Origin of the sequence: Pinisolibacter sp. (genome assembly GCF_036782435.1) — a bacterium.
Taxonomy (GTDB): domain Bacteria; phylum Pseudomonadota; class Alphaproteobacteria; order Rhizobiales; family Ancalomicrobiaceae; genus CALBKH01.
Genome location: NZ_DAIPZB010000023.1, coordinates 17,158 through 30,717, shown reverse-complemented (window position 1 = coordinate 30,717; position 13,560 = coordinate 17,158). Strand labels below are relative to the sequence as shown.

Annotated in this window: 10 protein-coding genes; 2 read left to right on the top strand and 8 right to left on the bottom strand. The window is 70.4% G+C overall.

What is annotated here, in order from left to right:
* Nucleotides 1–45: 45 nt before the first annotated feature.
* From V7Q42_RS11535 to V7Q42_RS11510, 6 genes are all read right to left on the bottom strand, one after another.
* Nucleotides 46–1,197: a glycoside hydrolase family 5 protein gene (locus V7Q42_RS11535; protein ID WP_333824222.1), complete on the bottom strand. Its 1,152-nt coding sequence runs from the start codon at nt 1,195–1,197 to the stop codon at nt 46–48.
* Nucleotides 1,198–1,199: 2 nt separating this feature from the next.
* Nucleotides 1,200–2,036, bottom strand: a complete 837-nt coding sequence (locus tag V7Q42_RS11530; protein WP_333824221.1) for a WecB/TagA/CpsF family glycosyltransferase — start codon at nt 2,034–2,036, stop codon at nt 1,200–1,202.
* 101 nt (nt 2,037–2,137) lie between these two features.
* Nucleotides 2,138–3,451, bottom strand: coding sequence for a lipopolysaccharide biosynthesis protein (locus V7Q42_RS11525; RefSeq protein ID WP_333824220.1), 1,314 nt, complete (start codon nt 3,449–3,451; stop codon nt 2,138–2,140).
* Complete coding sequence (locus tag V7Q42_RS11520) at nt 3,448–4,977, bottom strand: glucosamine inositolphosphorylceramide transferase family protein (RefSeq protein WP_333824219.1); 1,530 nt, start codon at nt 4,975–4,977, stop codon at nt 3,448–3,450. The genes V7Q42_RS11525 and V7Q42_RS11520 overlap by 4 nt, the downstream gene beginning before the upstream one ends.
* Nucleotides 4,974–6,143 (bottom strand): glycosyltransferase family 4 protein, encoded by a 1,170-nt coding sequence (locus tag V7Q42_RS11515; protein ID WP_333824217.1) that lies wholly within the window; start codon nt 6,141–6,143, stop codon nt 4,974–4,976. Before V7Q42_RS11515 ends, V7Q42_RS11520 begins: the two co-directional genes overlap by 4 nt.
* 12 nt (nt 6,144–6,155) lie before the next feature.
* Entirely contained in the window at nt 6,156–7,685 is a 1,530-nt protein-coding gene (locus tag V7Q42_RS11510) for a hypothetical protein (RefSeq protein WP_333824216.1), read from the bottom strand.
* 131 nt (nt 7,686–7,816) lie between these two features.
* Between V7Q42_RS11510 and V7Q42_RS11505 the strand changes: the two genes are divergently transcribed.
* Nucleotides 7,817–10,138 (top strand): exopolysaccharide transport family protein, encoded by a 2,322-nt coding sequence (locus V7Q42_RS11505; RefSeq protein WP_333824215.1) that lies wholly within the window; start codon nt 7,817–7,819, stop codon nt 10,136–10,138.
* Between the two features lie 343 nt (nt 10,139–10,481).
* Here the strand turns inward: V7Q42_RS11505 and V7Q42_RS11500 are convergent, their stop codons facing one another.
* A complete protein-coding gene (locus tag V7Q42_RS11500; protein ID WP_333824214.1) occupies nt 10,482–11,354 on the bottom strand; it encodes an HpcH/HpaI aldolase/citrate lyase family protein in 873 nt (290 codons plus the stop codon).
* Nucleotides 11,355–11,386: 32 nt separating this feature from the next.
* The gene (locus V7Q42_RS11495; RefSeq protein ID WP_333824213.1) at nt 11,387–11,866 is read right to left on the bottom strand and encodes a MaoC family dehydratase; all 480 of its coding nucleotides are present in this window, start codon (nt 11,864–11,866) and stop codon (nt 11,387–11,389) included.
* A gap of 124 nt (nt 11,867–11,990) precedes the next feature.
* Here V7Q42_RS11495 and V7Q42_RS11490 point away from each other — a divergent pair, with 124 nt between their 5' ends.
* On the top strand, nt 11,991–13,487 hold the full coding sequence (locus V7Q42_RS11490; protein WP_333824212.1) for a hypothetical protein: 1,497 nt from the start codon (nt 11,991–11,993) through the stop codon (nt 13,485–13,487).
* Nucleotides 13,488–13,560: the final 73 nt, after the last annotated feature.

Genomic DNA, 13,560 nt, shown 5'->3' with positions numbered 1-13,560 from the left:
CCGCGACGGATGTCCCGCCGCATGTCTTCGTCGCCGCGCCGGTCCTCACGACCGCGGCGACGCCCCGCCGCTTCGCCGTCCGAAGAGGGCGGAGAGCACCGCCTCGTCCGCTTCGCCGGTTTTCGCGTCGACGAATCCGAAGCCGTCCCGATAGTCCCAATGGGTCCAGCCGATGCAGTTCCTCGCCGCCGCGCCGGCAACCGCCGCGAGCCACGCCACCCGGTCGGCCGGTGCGACACGGGCGCGATAGACCCCGAATTCGCCGATCACCACGTCGCGGCCGTACTTCCGGCTCCAGGCGCCGAGCGCCCGCATGTCGCGCTCGACGTCGGCGACGCCGAAGGAACGACCCGAAAGGCTCGCCAGATAGTCGGCGACCGGTTTCGGACCGGTGGCGCGGAACGAGGCGAGAAGCGCGGCGAACTTCGGATCGCCCGCCCGGATCGGGAAGGGAACGTCGTGCAGCCAACCGATCGGATCGGGACGGATCCAGTCCGCCCCTTGATGGGTGAAGACCATCGGGTCGTAGTAGTGGACCGCGTAGACGGTGTTCGCGTCGGCGATCGGCGCCGAGGCGGTCAGCCGCTCGACCCGCTGCGGTCCGCCGGTGGAGACCACGAAGGTCGCCGTCGGCATCTCCCGCCGCATCGCCGCGACGATCGTCGCCTGCGTCGCGCGCCACGCCGCATCGTCGAGCGGCGGCTCGTTGAGCACTTCCGCCGACACCTTGCGCGCCACCCGCGCTTCGACCAGCGGTCCGAGCACGCCCCACGCCTCGATCACCGCCGCGCGCGCCGCCTTGGGATCGCGGCGGAGGAGGGCTTCGAGTTGCGCACCGCCGTGCAGATCGACGACGACGGCGAAACCCGCCGCCGCCAGCGCATCGAGCCCGGTGCCGATCGCCCGTCGCCGCGCCGCGATCTCCGCCGGGCGCGAGAACCGCGTCATCACGCTCTCCGCCGCCACCGGCAGGCGAACATGGGTGAAGCCGCGCCGCGACAGGGCGCGCAGCCGGACGAGATCCGGCGGACGGGCCACCGGCTCGTCGAACCAGCCGGTGAGCGAGAAGCCGCGCGCCAGTTCGGGGTGACCTGACGAGCAGGTCGCCGCCGGAGTGGCCTCTTCGGCGGACGCAGAGGCCGCGGCGAGGAGCGCCGCGGCGAAGATCGACGGCACGAGGAGGGCGCGCGACGTCATCGTCAGTCGGTCTCGGTCAGGAGAAGGCGCATCGCCGCGAAATTGGTGTCGAGATAGCGCTTGCCGAGCCGGCGCGGTTCGAGCATCGCCCGCCACGCCCATTCGAAGCCGAGCGCCTGGACCAGCTTCGGCGCCCGCGCCCGCTTGCCCGACAGGAAGTCGAAGAGACCGCCGGAGGTCTTGATCACCCCGACCCGGGTCAGGCGATGGCGGTTGCGCGCCACGAAGGCCTGTTCCTTCGGCACGCCGAGGCCGAGCCACAGAACGTCGGGGGCGTAGGCGTTCACCGCCTCGCAGACCGCGGCTTCCTCGTCTTCGGAGAAGTATCCGTCACGCCCGTCGATCTCCGGCACGTCCGGATAGAGGACACGCAGTTTGGCGACCGCGGCGGCATTGGCCTCCGCCGTCGCGCCGAGCAGGAACGAGCGCAGGCCCGCGGCGCCCGAGAGTTTCATCACGTCGTGGACGAGGTCGGTGGTCGCGACCCGTTCCGGAAGCGGGATGGTCGCCATCTGCCAGGAGGCGTAGACCATCGGCATGCCGTCGGCATGGATGGCGTCGGCCTGGAGGAAGAGGTCGCGGATCTGCTCGTCGCGCGCGCACTCGACCAGCACCTGGCCGTTGGCGGAGGTGAGATACTGCGGCGGCAGGCCGGTGCCACGCCGCGCCAGCGCTTCCTCGACCATGCGACGGGCCGCTTCCGCCCGGTCGACGACGGTGATCGGCAGCCCGCCGAGCCGGATCGTCCCGGGGCGCTGCACGTGCCGTTCGGCGTCGACCCATGTCGATGCGCCGGGGACGTAGGTCGTCTGGGCGATGCTGCTGGTGATCTCGGGCATGTCTTCGTACCTCCGCGAGGAATTCTAGGAGGCAGAGGTAAAAAGACGGCCAAATCAGCCGTTTCGGCATTTACGAACGTGCGTAAACCCTAACGAAGACGTTACGGATCCCGGCGATTTCGAACGATCGCCAGGGCGCTCGGATCGACGCCGGTGTCGCGGGCGCACAGAAAGGCGACGAGTGCCGAGAACGGTGCGATGGCGATGCCGACGGCGATCGCCGCACCGAGGATGCCCATCGTCGGCACCAGTGCGACGAGGGCGGCGACCCGCACCGCCAGCGCCCCCACCACCAGCTTCAGGTAGAGCTTCTCCCGCCCCATGGTCAGCATCATCATGCTGCCCGGACCCATCAGCGTGGTGAAGGCGGCGACGCCGGCGAGCACCAGCAGGATGAGGAACTCGTCGCGATAGGCCTCCCCGAACAGCGACAGGAGCCACGGCCCGGCGAAGACGATCACCGCCACCAGCGCGCCGACCAGCGCCAGCGCCAGCATCATCACCCGGGTGAGCAGGCGCTGCAGCTCGTGGGCGCGGCCGCCGTAGTAGAGCTCGGCGATGCGTGAGGCGGAGTAGTTGTGCAGGCCCGAGGTCAGCATCGGGAAGACGCTGGCGATGCGGGCGGCGACGAAATAGCCGGCCGAGGCGACCGGACCGGCGAGGGCGCCGATCAGCACCACGTCGGCATATTGGTTGGCGGCTTCGGCCATGGCGGCGGTGGTCATGGCGGCCGAGCGCCGGGTCCAGTCGCCGGTGGCGTATTCGGCCGTGGTCGTGCGGATCGCCGCCGGCATGCCGTTGCGTACCGCGATCGACTGGAAGACGAGCGCGGCGACCTGTCCGGCGGCGGCGACGGCGAAGAACGAGGTGATCGACGTCCGCCCGCCCGAGAGCAGCGCCCAGCCGAGCGACATCATCAGCGGCAACCGCCAGGTCAACTCGCGGTTCGGCTCGGAGAGGAAGACGCCGCGCACCGCACGCGTCAGGCTCGAGCCGTAGTGGAGCAGTGTCTGGGTGAAGAGGAAGGCGGCGACCGAGACGAGATCGGCGGTGGCGAGCCGCCCGTCGATCGCCGTCGCCCATCCGAGGAAGCCGGAAACGGCGAGGACGGCGCCGAGCGCCGACACCTTGAGGCCGTAGGCGACGGCGCCGCGGGCGAGTGCCGGCGAGCGTTCGAAGAACTCGCCCCACGACCTCAAAATCAGCGTGTCCTGGCCGAGCACGGCGAGGACGGCGAGGAAGGACACGGCGTTGAAGGCGATGACCAGCAGGCCGAAGTCGGCGACGTCCATGGTCCGCGCCGCGAGCGCGAACATCACCAGCGCCACGCCGGATCCCGCCACCTTCACACCCAGCGACAGGACGGCGCCCACCACCGGGTGCTCGGAGAGCACACTCTGGAAACGGGTGGTCATGCCGCGTCTCCGGGAGCCGACAGGCGATCGACGATCGCGGCGAGGGGGGACCATTTGGGTCGCACCACCGAGCCGTCGATCACCTCGAGCCGGCCGATGCGGTTGAGCGTGTGGAACTTGCGGCCCGGCCAGCGCGGCCCCGGCGCCAGTCGATGGTGCACCACCTGCTCGTAGCCCTCGTCGTCGAGGCGGGTGATCTCGGCGATGGCGAGGGCGGCGCCGTAGCCGTCGCTGCAGTCCTGCACCGGGCGGAAGAGCCGACCGTCCCGACGGAAGACCGCGCCGGCCGGCCGCGCCGCGGTACGGTCGACCATCACCGGATTGGCGGCATGCGCCGTCCACGGTCCGAACAGCGACGGTGCCGAATGGATGGTGAGCACGTCCGACCAACCGCCTTCGCCGTCGTGGTCCGTTCCGAACATCCACCAGCGCCCGCCCTCTTCGAAGACGGTCGCATCGGAGAGCGAGACACCGTCGATCAACGTCGCGGCGCGCTCCCAGCGGTCGGGGAAGCGGGTGCAGCGGTAGAGCGCCACGTCGTTCGCGTTGGTGCTCTCCGGGATCATCCACAGCTCGCCGCCGTGTTCGATCAGGAAGGGATAGGAGAGGTGCCAGGGCTCCTCGATCGCCACGATCGATGAGCCGCACGGCCCCGTCTCGTCGAAGGGAATGGCCGAGATGAATCCCTTGCCGACGCGATGGTCGAGTTCCTCGACGAAGACGAAGGTGCGACCGTCGCGGGTGATCGGGAAGGGATCGGCGAAGAAGCTGTGACCGGGATCGGGCACGACCTTGAACGTCGGCCCGGAAAGGTCGCCGGTCTCGGCGATGCCGGGACCGTCGACGAAGCGCCAGCCGACCCGCCAGTGCGGCGCGTGGCACGAGAGCCGATAGAGCATGCGGGCGAGGGAGCCGGCGAGCGAGGCCGCCGCGAGACGGGCGACGTCGCGACCCGGCCGCCGCGGCAATGCCGGGATGACCGGCGGCGCCGGACGGTCCCGCCCTGCGACGATCGCCGAGACGCGCGCCACCAGTAGCGTGACGAGACGAGCCATCACCGAATCGATGGCGCCGCCGAGCCCGGAGGCGTTCTCCAGCGAGGCGAGGCCGCGTTCCAGCACCTCGCCGGTCGCGAAATCGACCACCTCGACGAGAGGCGTGGCGCCCGACACCAGCCGAGCGATCGCCGCTTCCTCTCCGGCATGGCCGTCCCAGGTGACGGCGAGGACCCGCGCCCCCGTTCGCGGCGCCGGATGTGCCGTCAGATCGATGACGAGGCTCGGCGCGAAGCCGGCGTCGGCCGGCGGCGCGATCGTCGCCGTGTCGATCGGTTCGGCCCCGACCGCCCGCTGCCGGCGCATGACCATCCGCTCGAGTTGCAGCAGGAGGTCGATGCCCCGCGTCTCCGGATGCTGCGGAGACACGGCTTCCAGGCGCACGGTGGCGCCGAGACCGCCGAGCCGTTCGGCGAGACGGTTCATCCAGCGGCGACCGCGGCCGTGTTCGACGACGAGAAGCAGGTTCATGCCGCCCTCCGTCGTTCGGTCACCTCGTCGATCAGTCGGGCATAGGCCTCGACCATGGCATCGAGGGAGAAGCGACGGGTGAGGCCGGCGCCGGCGGCCCTGAGATTCTCGGCGAGTTCGGCGTCGGCGAAGACGCCGTCGACCGCCGCGGCGAAGGCGGCGACATCGGCGGTGTCGACCAGGATCGCCGCCGGACGGCCGTCGACTTCGAGCACCTCGCGCAACACCGGCAGATCGGTGGCGACCACCGGAAGACCGGCCGAAGCCGCCTCGACCGCGGCGAGGCCGAAGGTCTCGGCGACGGTCGGGAAGACGAAGACGTCGAGAGCGGCGAGGAACTCGCCGATCGCCGTCGGCTGCAGCTCGCCGACGAAGTGGACACGCGACGTGACGCCGAGCTCGGCGGCGAGCGCTTCGAGGCGCTCGCGATCCGGGCCTTGACCGGCGAGCGCGAGATGGCGCGTCGGCATGAGCGGCAGCAGGCGGATGGCGAGATCGAGCCGCTTGGTCGGGTGCAGTCGTGCCGCGCATCCGAGGAGATCGACACCCTCGGGCAGGCCGAACCGCGTCCGGGCCTGCGTCTTGGAAATCCCGCCGCGTTTCACTTCGAAACCGTGCGGGATCGACACGATGCGGTCGCGATAGCTCGCCGGATGGTTCTCGTAGAGCTTACGGGTCTCGTCGGAATTGACGGTGATGCGATCGTAGAGCCCGGCCTGACCGAACAGCCGATCGGCGAGCCGCAGCGCCGGCGCCACGACGTCGGACGCCGAAACCTGGTTGGCGATCACCCGATGGACGCCGGCGAGATGGGCGATGGGTGCGCCGAGCACGTTGCCGTAGTGCTGGAAGGTGAGGACCACGTCGGGCTTGGCGGCGGCGATCTTGGCGCGTGCGGCGAGAACGAAGCGGGCGAGCGCGATCGGATCCCGCGGCCGGCCTTCGACGCAGACGTCGACGTTGCCGAGGTCGGAGGCGCCGCCGGTGCGGCTGTAGAAGAAGAGGTGGTCGACCCGGTGGCCGCGTGCCTCCAGCCCGGCGCCGACCAGACGCGAAATCTCCTGCGCCCCGGCGTTCTCCGCCTGGGTCTGCACCATCATCACGCGCAGGTGGCGCTGCGTTCCCTTGTCGGGAGCCTCGGCGTCCCCGTCGTTCGCTGTCGACATACTCTTCCCCCGTCACGGTCCCTTCGACCGGGCTCCACGGGTCTCGACGCGTTCGGCCGAACCGAGCACGAGCCCGGCGAAGGCCAGCATCAGACCGAGTGCCAGCGGGGAGAATAGGGCTTCTTCCTGAAACAGACCGTTGACGACCACCACCAGGGTGCCGAACGCAGCCGAACCTTGGTGAAGAAGTCCTGACCGCGCATAGCGTCGCCAAGCTTCGCGGGCGACCGCGAGATAGTAGGCGACGACCGCCAGCCCGGCCGCACCCATCTGATAGAGCAGCACGCCGATGGCACTCTCCACCGCGCCGTCGAACGAGCCCATCTCCTGGGCCTTGTTCCACTCCTCGACCGACACCGAGCCGGTCAGGTTGCCGCCCGAACCGATGCCGTGGCCGATCGGCAGCGAGACGAAGCCCTTGAGGCCGCCGACGAGGCCGATGATGTGGTAGTCGCCCGTCATCAGGCCGGTGACGAACATCACCACCGCGTAGATCGCGACGAGGGCGAGCATCGAGATGAGCGCCGGCCGCGGCCCGAGAACGCGGGTCGCCGTCCAGGCGAGGATGACGAACAGCACCACGACGAAAGCCCCCTTGGCCGAGGCGAGCACCAGCAACGGCACGGCGAGCGCGGCGAAGAAGAAGCGCCGCGCCGCCAGAAGGTAGAGCGCCATGAAGGCGAGGGCGTAGCCGAAGCTGACCGCGTGGATGTTCGGGCCGTGCAGCCGCAGCACCGAAATTCCGGAGAAAAACGAAGAGTTGAACAGATGGATGCGAAAGAAGTCATCCAGATCGCGGTAGACGAAGCCGGTCTGCGCCAGGATCTGCTCCCAGTAGCCGGTTCCGAACAGCGGAGAGGTGTTCAACGACCAATACATGTATCCGCTGATCAGCGTCAGCCACTCACGATGCGCGAGCATCTCGAACCAGCCGCAGGCGAAGAGAATGCCGGCATAGATCTGGAGCATCGGGCCGATTCCGACCCGCATCCGCCCGGCGATCAGCAGCATGATGTGCAGCAGAAGGATCGGGGTGACGATGTTGCGGGTGTAGATGATCGCCGCCGACCCGTTCTTGACGAGGCCGATCGCCGCGTAACCGCCGACGAGCATCAACAGCCAGATCCCCTGCCGCACCATCCGCCGTACCAGCGGCGAATGGCGGTTCGGCGCGGCGAGGAACCCGCCGACCAGCGTGAGCCACACCACCACGGTGGTCAGGAAGGCGTAGCCGCGGATGAAGTTGAAGGCCTCCTGGTCGGTGATCGCCGGCGACAGCAGCGACACGATCAGGTTCTGGAACATCATCGCGAAGATCACCACTGCCGGAACCAGACGCGGCAGGCGCAGCGACAGAGTGACCGCGATCGCCACCGCCAGCGGCAGTCCGACGAGCGGCGAGACCAACTGAGCGGTGAGCGGCACCGCCGTCGCGACGACGGCGAGACCGAGGGTCGCGACGGCGGTCACGACCGCTTCACCCCGAATGTCGAGGCGGAACGGTGCCGGCGCAGCGGCGATGCCGGGGGAGGGGGCGACCATCCTCTACTCGTCTCCGCGATCTCGGCTCGATGGCTCGATCCTCTGGTTACCAGCCGAACGGAAACCAAAGGTTAACCATGATCGTGCTCGATGGACGTCGAGAACGGGCGACCGCAGAGGAAGGGTGAGGTATGCGTGCCGACGCGACCGACTGGGAGGAACCGACGGGCGAAGGCGCGCCGATGCGCGACGGCGTCCAGCCGGGCTTCGTCGACCTGGCGGGCGCCCTCGCGTTCCTGCGGGCCGAAGCGCCGCGCATCGCCGTGGCCGGGGTACTCGGCACGGCGCTCGCCGTCGGCGCCTGGGTCGTCCTGCCGGCGAAGTTCACCGCCACCGCGCTCGTCATGGTCGACCCGCGCACCGCCAAGGTGACCTCTCTCGACGAGGTGCTGCCGGGCATCGGCGGCGACAGCGCCGCCATCGCCTCGATCGCCGAGATCGCCACCTCCGACGGTGCGCTGACGCCCCTGGTGAGGGCGGAGAAGCTCGATCGGGATCCCGACTTCGCCGGCGCCGCCGAGGCCGACGCCGTCGCCGCCTTGCGTCGGGCGGTGAAGGTCACCCGGCGCGGCCTGACCTACGTCATCGAGGTCGCCGCCACCGCCAAGGACGCCGAGAAGTCGGCGCGCATCGCCAACTTCGTCGCCGAAGACATCGTCGCCCGCCAGTCGGCCACCCGGGTCAACGCCTCGACCAACGCCGCCGGTGCGCTCGAGGGCCGCCTCGCCGAACTGCGCTCCGCGGCGATCGCCTCGGAGAAGGCGGTCTCCGACTACCGCATGAGCCACGGGCTCCTCGACGTCGCCGCCGATGCCACCGTCGGCCAGCGTCGCCTCGCCTCGCTGACTCAGCAGGCCGCCGCGGTGCGCAGCCGGCTCGAAGAAGCCAAGGCACGTTGGGACGAGGTGCGGCGGATGAAGCCGCAGGACTTCGGCGGCACGACCACGCCGCGCTCGGACCTCCTCGCCACGCTGCGCAACCAGCTCTCCGAGGAGACGCGGCAGTCGGCCGAGCTCGCCCGCATCTACGGACCGCGCCATCCCCGCGTCGAAACCTCGCAGGAACGCCTCGCCACGCTCGAGAGCCAGATCCGCGCCGAAACGACCCGGCTCGTCGAACAGGCCAAGGCCGAGGTCGACACCCTGACCAAGCAGAACGCCGCGCTCGAATCCGACATCGCCAAGCGCACCAATGCCGAACTGGCGATGAACCAGGACGAGGTGGTGTTGCGCGACCTGATCCGTCAGGCCGAGGCCGATCGCCAGATCTACGAGCAGTTCCTCACCCGTCAGAAGTCGGCGCACGAACAGTCGACGCTCACCCGTCCCGAGACCGAGGTCGTCTCCAAGGCGGTGCCGCCGGTGAAGTCGAACAAGCCGAGCGTGGCGCTGGTCGCCCCCGTCGGCCTCTTCGCCGGCCTCCTCGCCGGGATCGGCCTCGGGCTGCTGCGCCGCCGCCCCGAGGACGCGGCCGAGACGGCGAGCGGGACCTCCGGCGACGCCGAAGCCCGTCCCGAATGGCACGCCTCCTGGGAGGAGCCCGCCTTCCAGCGCCGGGGCGAGACCATCCACCGCGCCGACGACCCGCCGCGCCAAGCCGAGCGGCGCCCGACGGCGAAGCCCGCGTCCGTCGCCTCGCTTCGGACCGTCTCTCGCGAGCCGAACCGCGCCGATGTCGAACCGTCGGCGGTGCGCGCCGTCGCCGATCGCCTCGAGGCCCTGCGGGCGAAGTCGCGCCGGCTCTCCGCCCGCCCCGATCCGCAGGCGATCTTCGACGAACTCGGCACCCCGGTGGTCGCCGATCTGCCGCGTCTGGCCGGCCACTCGCGCCTCGGCCGTCGCGGCGAGCGGCGCGCCGTCGCCGAAATCGATCTGGCGGTGGTCGACGCCCGTCCGGCGATGATGCCCTTCGCCGAGACCTTCTTCCCGCACCTGAAGACCAATCCCGGTCAGGCGCTGATGGTGACCAACGTGCCCGGCGCCGTCGGCCGCACCACCATGGCGCTGGCCATCGCCCGCATGGCCGAAGCGGTCGGGCTCTCCGCCCTGGTGGTCACCGACCACGGCGAAGCCGACGACGTCCACCCCTCGCTCGCCGACGTCCTCTCCGGCCGCCACGACCTCGCCGCCCTGCCGCCGCCCGAGACCGTCGACGAGGTCTCGGTGATGAGCTTCGGCGGCGACGGCGACGACGATTTCTGGGACCTCGCCGAGGATGGCCGCCTGCCGGCGCTGATGGCGCGGCTCACCCGTCACTGGGATCTGGTGGTGGTGGAGAGCTCGGCGCCCGAGGACGAGAACCGCGACGTCCTGCCCCCGACCGACGCCTTCCGCGCCGTCCTGCTGGTCGCCGACCGCGACGTGAACACCATGGACGAGGTCGCCGAGAACGCCGAACTGTGGGCCGACGGCGGCGACCGTCTGGTGATGGTCGGCCTCAACCGCGCCGCGTGAACGAAGGTCTCTCCGGCCACTCGCGTCGCCTCGGGCGTTCGTCCCTCAGGAGCGCCGTGAGGGCGAGGCCGCCATGAACCACCACGGTGCGATGGTTTCCTGAAGAGGCCGCGGCGACCCCTTCTCCCCTTGCGGGAGAAGGTGGCCGAAGGCCGGATGAGGGGTCCGGGCCTGTCCCTCGACCTCGGCGGATGTGGTTTCGGCCCGATGCCGCTTCGCGGCGCCCCCTCATCCGCCACTTCGCGGCACCTTCTCCCGCAAGGGGAGAAGGAAGAACGAGCCGGGCCGCGGTACACTCGAGCCGGCGCGCAGCCGCATGCCGGACATCCACGCGGTCACGACATCACGCCACCCCGGCGCGCGCCAGAAGCCGCTTCGCCCGGATCAGATGCGGCCGATCGAGCATCCTGCCGTCGAGACCGACGACGCCGGGATCGCCGGCGGCGCGGAACGCTTCCACCACCCGATGCGCCTCGGCGATGGCTTCCTGCGACGGCGTGAAGGCGTCGTTGATCACCGCCACCTGCGCCGGATGGATCGCCATCTTGGCGGTGAAGCCGTCGCGTGCCGCCGCCTCGCACTCCCGGCGCAGCCCGTCGAGATCGCGGAAGTCGGTGTAGACGCCGTCGATCGGCGTCACCTCCGCCGCCACCGCACCGAGCAGCGTCAGCGTGCGGGCGAGGCGGAAGGTGTCGAGGAACGCCCCGTCGCCGTCGCGCGCCACTGCCGCGCCGAGGTCGGCGGAGAGATCCTCCGCGCCCCACGCCATGCCGGCGAGCCGATGCGAGGCGCCGCGGTAGGTGCCGGTCTGGAACACCGCGTGCGCCGTTTCGGTGACGATGGCGACGATCCGGGTGCGCCCGTCGGGGATGTCGTGCACCGCCTCGGCGACGGCGATCTTGGCGTCGAGACGGGTCACGTCCATGCCGCCCGCCGCCTTCGGCAGCATCAGCCCCTCGGCTCCGGCCGCCACCGCCGCGTCGATGTCGCGGTCGGCGTGCGGCGTGTCGAAGCCGTTGATGCGGACATGGAGCCGCGGCCGATCGGCGCGATCGGCGTGCGCCTTGAGGAAGTCGACGACGACGGCACGCGCCGCTTCCTTGGCGTCGGCGGCGACCGAATCCTCGAGGTCGGCGATGATCACGTCGGCGCCGGAGGTGAGCGACTTCTCGAGCTTGCGGGCGTCGAGGGCGGGGACGAAGAGCAGCGAGCGCATGGGCGATCCCGAAGTCGAGGGCGGGGAGGCGGTCAGCCGGAGGCCGAATCGGTCGGCCCGTCATTCGGCCGTCGCATCATGAAGGCTTGACGACGGCATTCGGCGACGAGGGTGCCGTCCTGCTTGAAGGCGCGATGATGGAACTCGACGATACCGGCGTCGGGGCGCGACTTCGAGGCGCGCGCCAGGACCACTTCGGTCTCCACCCGAATCGTGTCGCCGTGGAAGACCGGCGCCGGGAACTTCACGTCGGTCATGCCGAGATTGCCGATCAACGTGCCGAGCGTCGTCTCGCCGACCGAAAGACCGATCATCAGCCCCAGAGTGAACATCGAATTGACCAGTGGCCGCCCCCATTCCGACTTGGCGGCGAAATCGAAATCGATGTGGAGGGGCTGCGGATTGTAGGTGAGGCTGGAGAACAACACGTTGTCCATCTCGGTCACCGAGCGGGTGATCGGATGGCGGATCTTCAGACCCGGCACGAGTTCTTCGAAATAGAGACCGGCCATGGGGTATTGCACCTCCCGAGAGAGTCGCCGAAGCGGCGACCGATGACGACGTTAAGGCTTCGTTTACCATTGTGAACGAAGAGTTTACAGCACGAGCCGTCTCTGCGGAGGCAACGGGTCCACCATGCAGGTCAACGCCAGGACGAAGATCGACGCCCGCATCGCCGGCGCATTCCGCATCGCGTCGGAGGCGACCGGTGCGTCGTTCGACCAACTCGCCCGCACCGCGGCGCGCGAGTCGGACGTCCGCACCGATCTCGGCTCGGCCACGTCCTCCGCCAAGGGGCTCTACCAGTTCGTCGATCAGACCTGGTACGAGCTGATCAAGAAGGAAGGCCCCTCGGTCGGTCTCGACCGCCTCGCCGGCGCGATCACCTCCGACGGCAAGGGCGGCTGGACCGTCGCCGACGCCACCGACAAGGCGAAGATCCTGTCGCTGAAGACCGATCCTCTGGTCTCTTCGATCATGGCCGGGCGGCTCACCGCGGCCAACACCCGCCTGCTCACCGACAGTCTCGGTCGGACGCCGACCGAGGGCGAGGTCTATGCCGCCCACGTGCTCGGCGCCGCCGGGGCGACCAAACTCGTCCGTATGACCGAGAGTGAGCCGAACACCTCCGCCTCGCTCGCCTTCCCCAAAGCGGCGGCGGCCAATCCCGATCTCTTCTACGGCAAGACCGGCAAGCCGCGCTCCGCCGCCGAACTCCTCACCACGCTCACCGCGACCTCCTCCGACACCTCGACCCGCGTCGCCGAAGCCCATGCCGTCGCCGCCACCGTCAGATCGCCGAAGCTCGACCCGCAAACGCTCGCCGGACTGGTGCGCGCCCAGGCGGCGTCGACCGTGGCGGGCGAGGGGATGGGTGGCGACGGGCTCGATCGGCTGGTCGGCGGGCGCTTCGCCAAGGTCGCCCTCACCGAGAAGAGCCTGCCCGGCTCGTCGCGCGACATCGTCCCGGCCGCCGCCGCCCGTGTCGACGGCTGGCGCGCCAAGGCGGCGAGCGACGCCTTCTCCGCCCTGATGCGCTCCGACGGCGCCGTCTCGACCGCCGACGCCGCCGCGCCGTCGACCGCCACCGCCGACCCTGCCGCCACCACCATGCCGATCCGTTTCGCAGCCGGCGGAGGGCGCCATGCGGTCGGTGGCGTCGCCGGCGGCATCCCCTTCGTCGACCCCAACCAGCCGCTGCGCCTCGGCGCCGATCCGACGCCGCCGCTGTTCGCCGCCGCGACCGCACCGACCGACGGTGTCCGTCCCAGCCGCCTGATCACCGCGGCGACGACCGGCGCCCCCGCCATGCCTCTGCCCATGGTCGACGGCGGCACGGTGGTGCGTCCGAGCCGCATCTTCATCGGCGCCGCCGCTGCTTCGCCCGACGCCGCGGCGCCCTCGGGCCTCGTCGCCACCGGCGCGGCGCGGGTCGAGACCGTGTCGATCGCACCGGCGCCGGCCGCATCCTCGGCGGCGGGTTCGGCGCGACCGCTGTTGCCGCCGGTCCCCGGCGAGACGGTCGATGCCGCCGCCCCCTCGGTCCCCACCACGGCGGCGCGATCGTCGAGCCGCAGCCATCGGCCGCTCGACCTCCTCGGCCTGCAACGCCGCGCCCTCACCGGCGGCTGACGGCCGTCGCCGGGCATTTTCGACGGTCGCCGCCGCCTCGGCGATTTCGAATCATGGTGAACCCGTCGTTAAC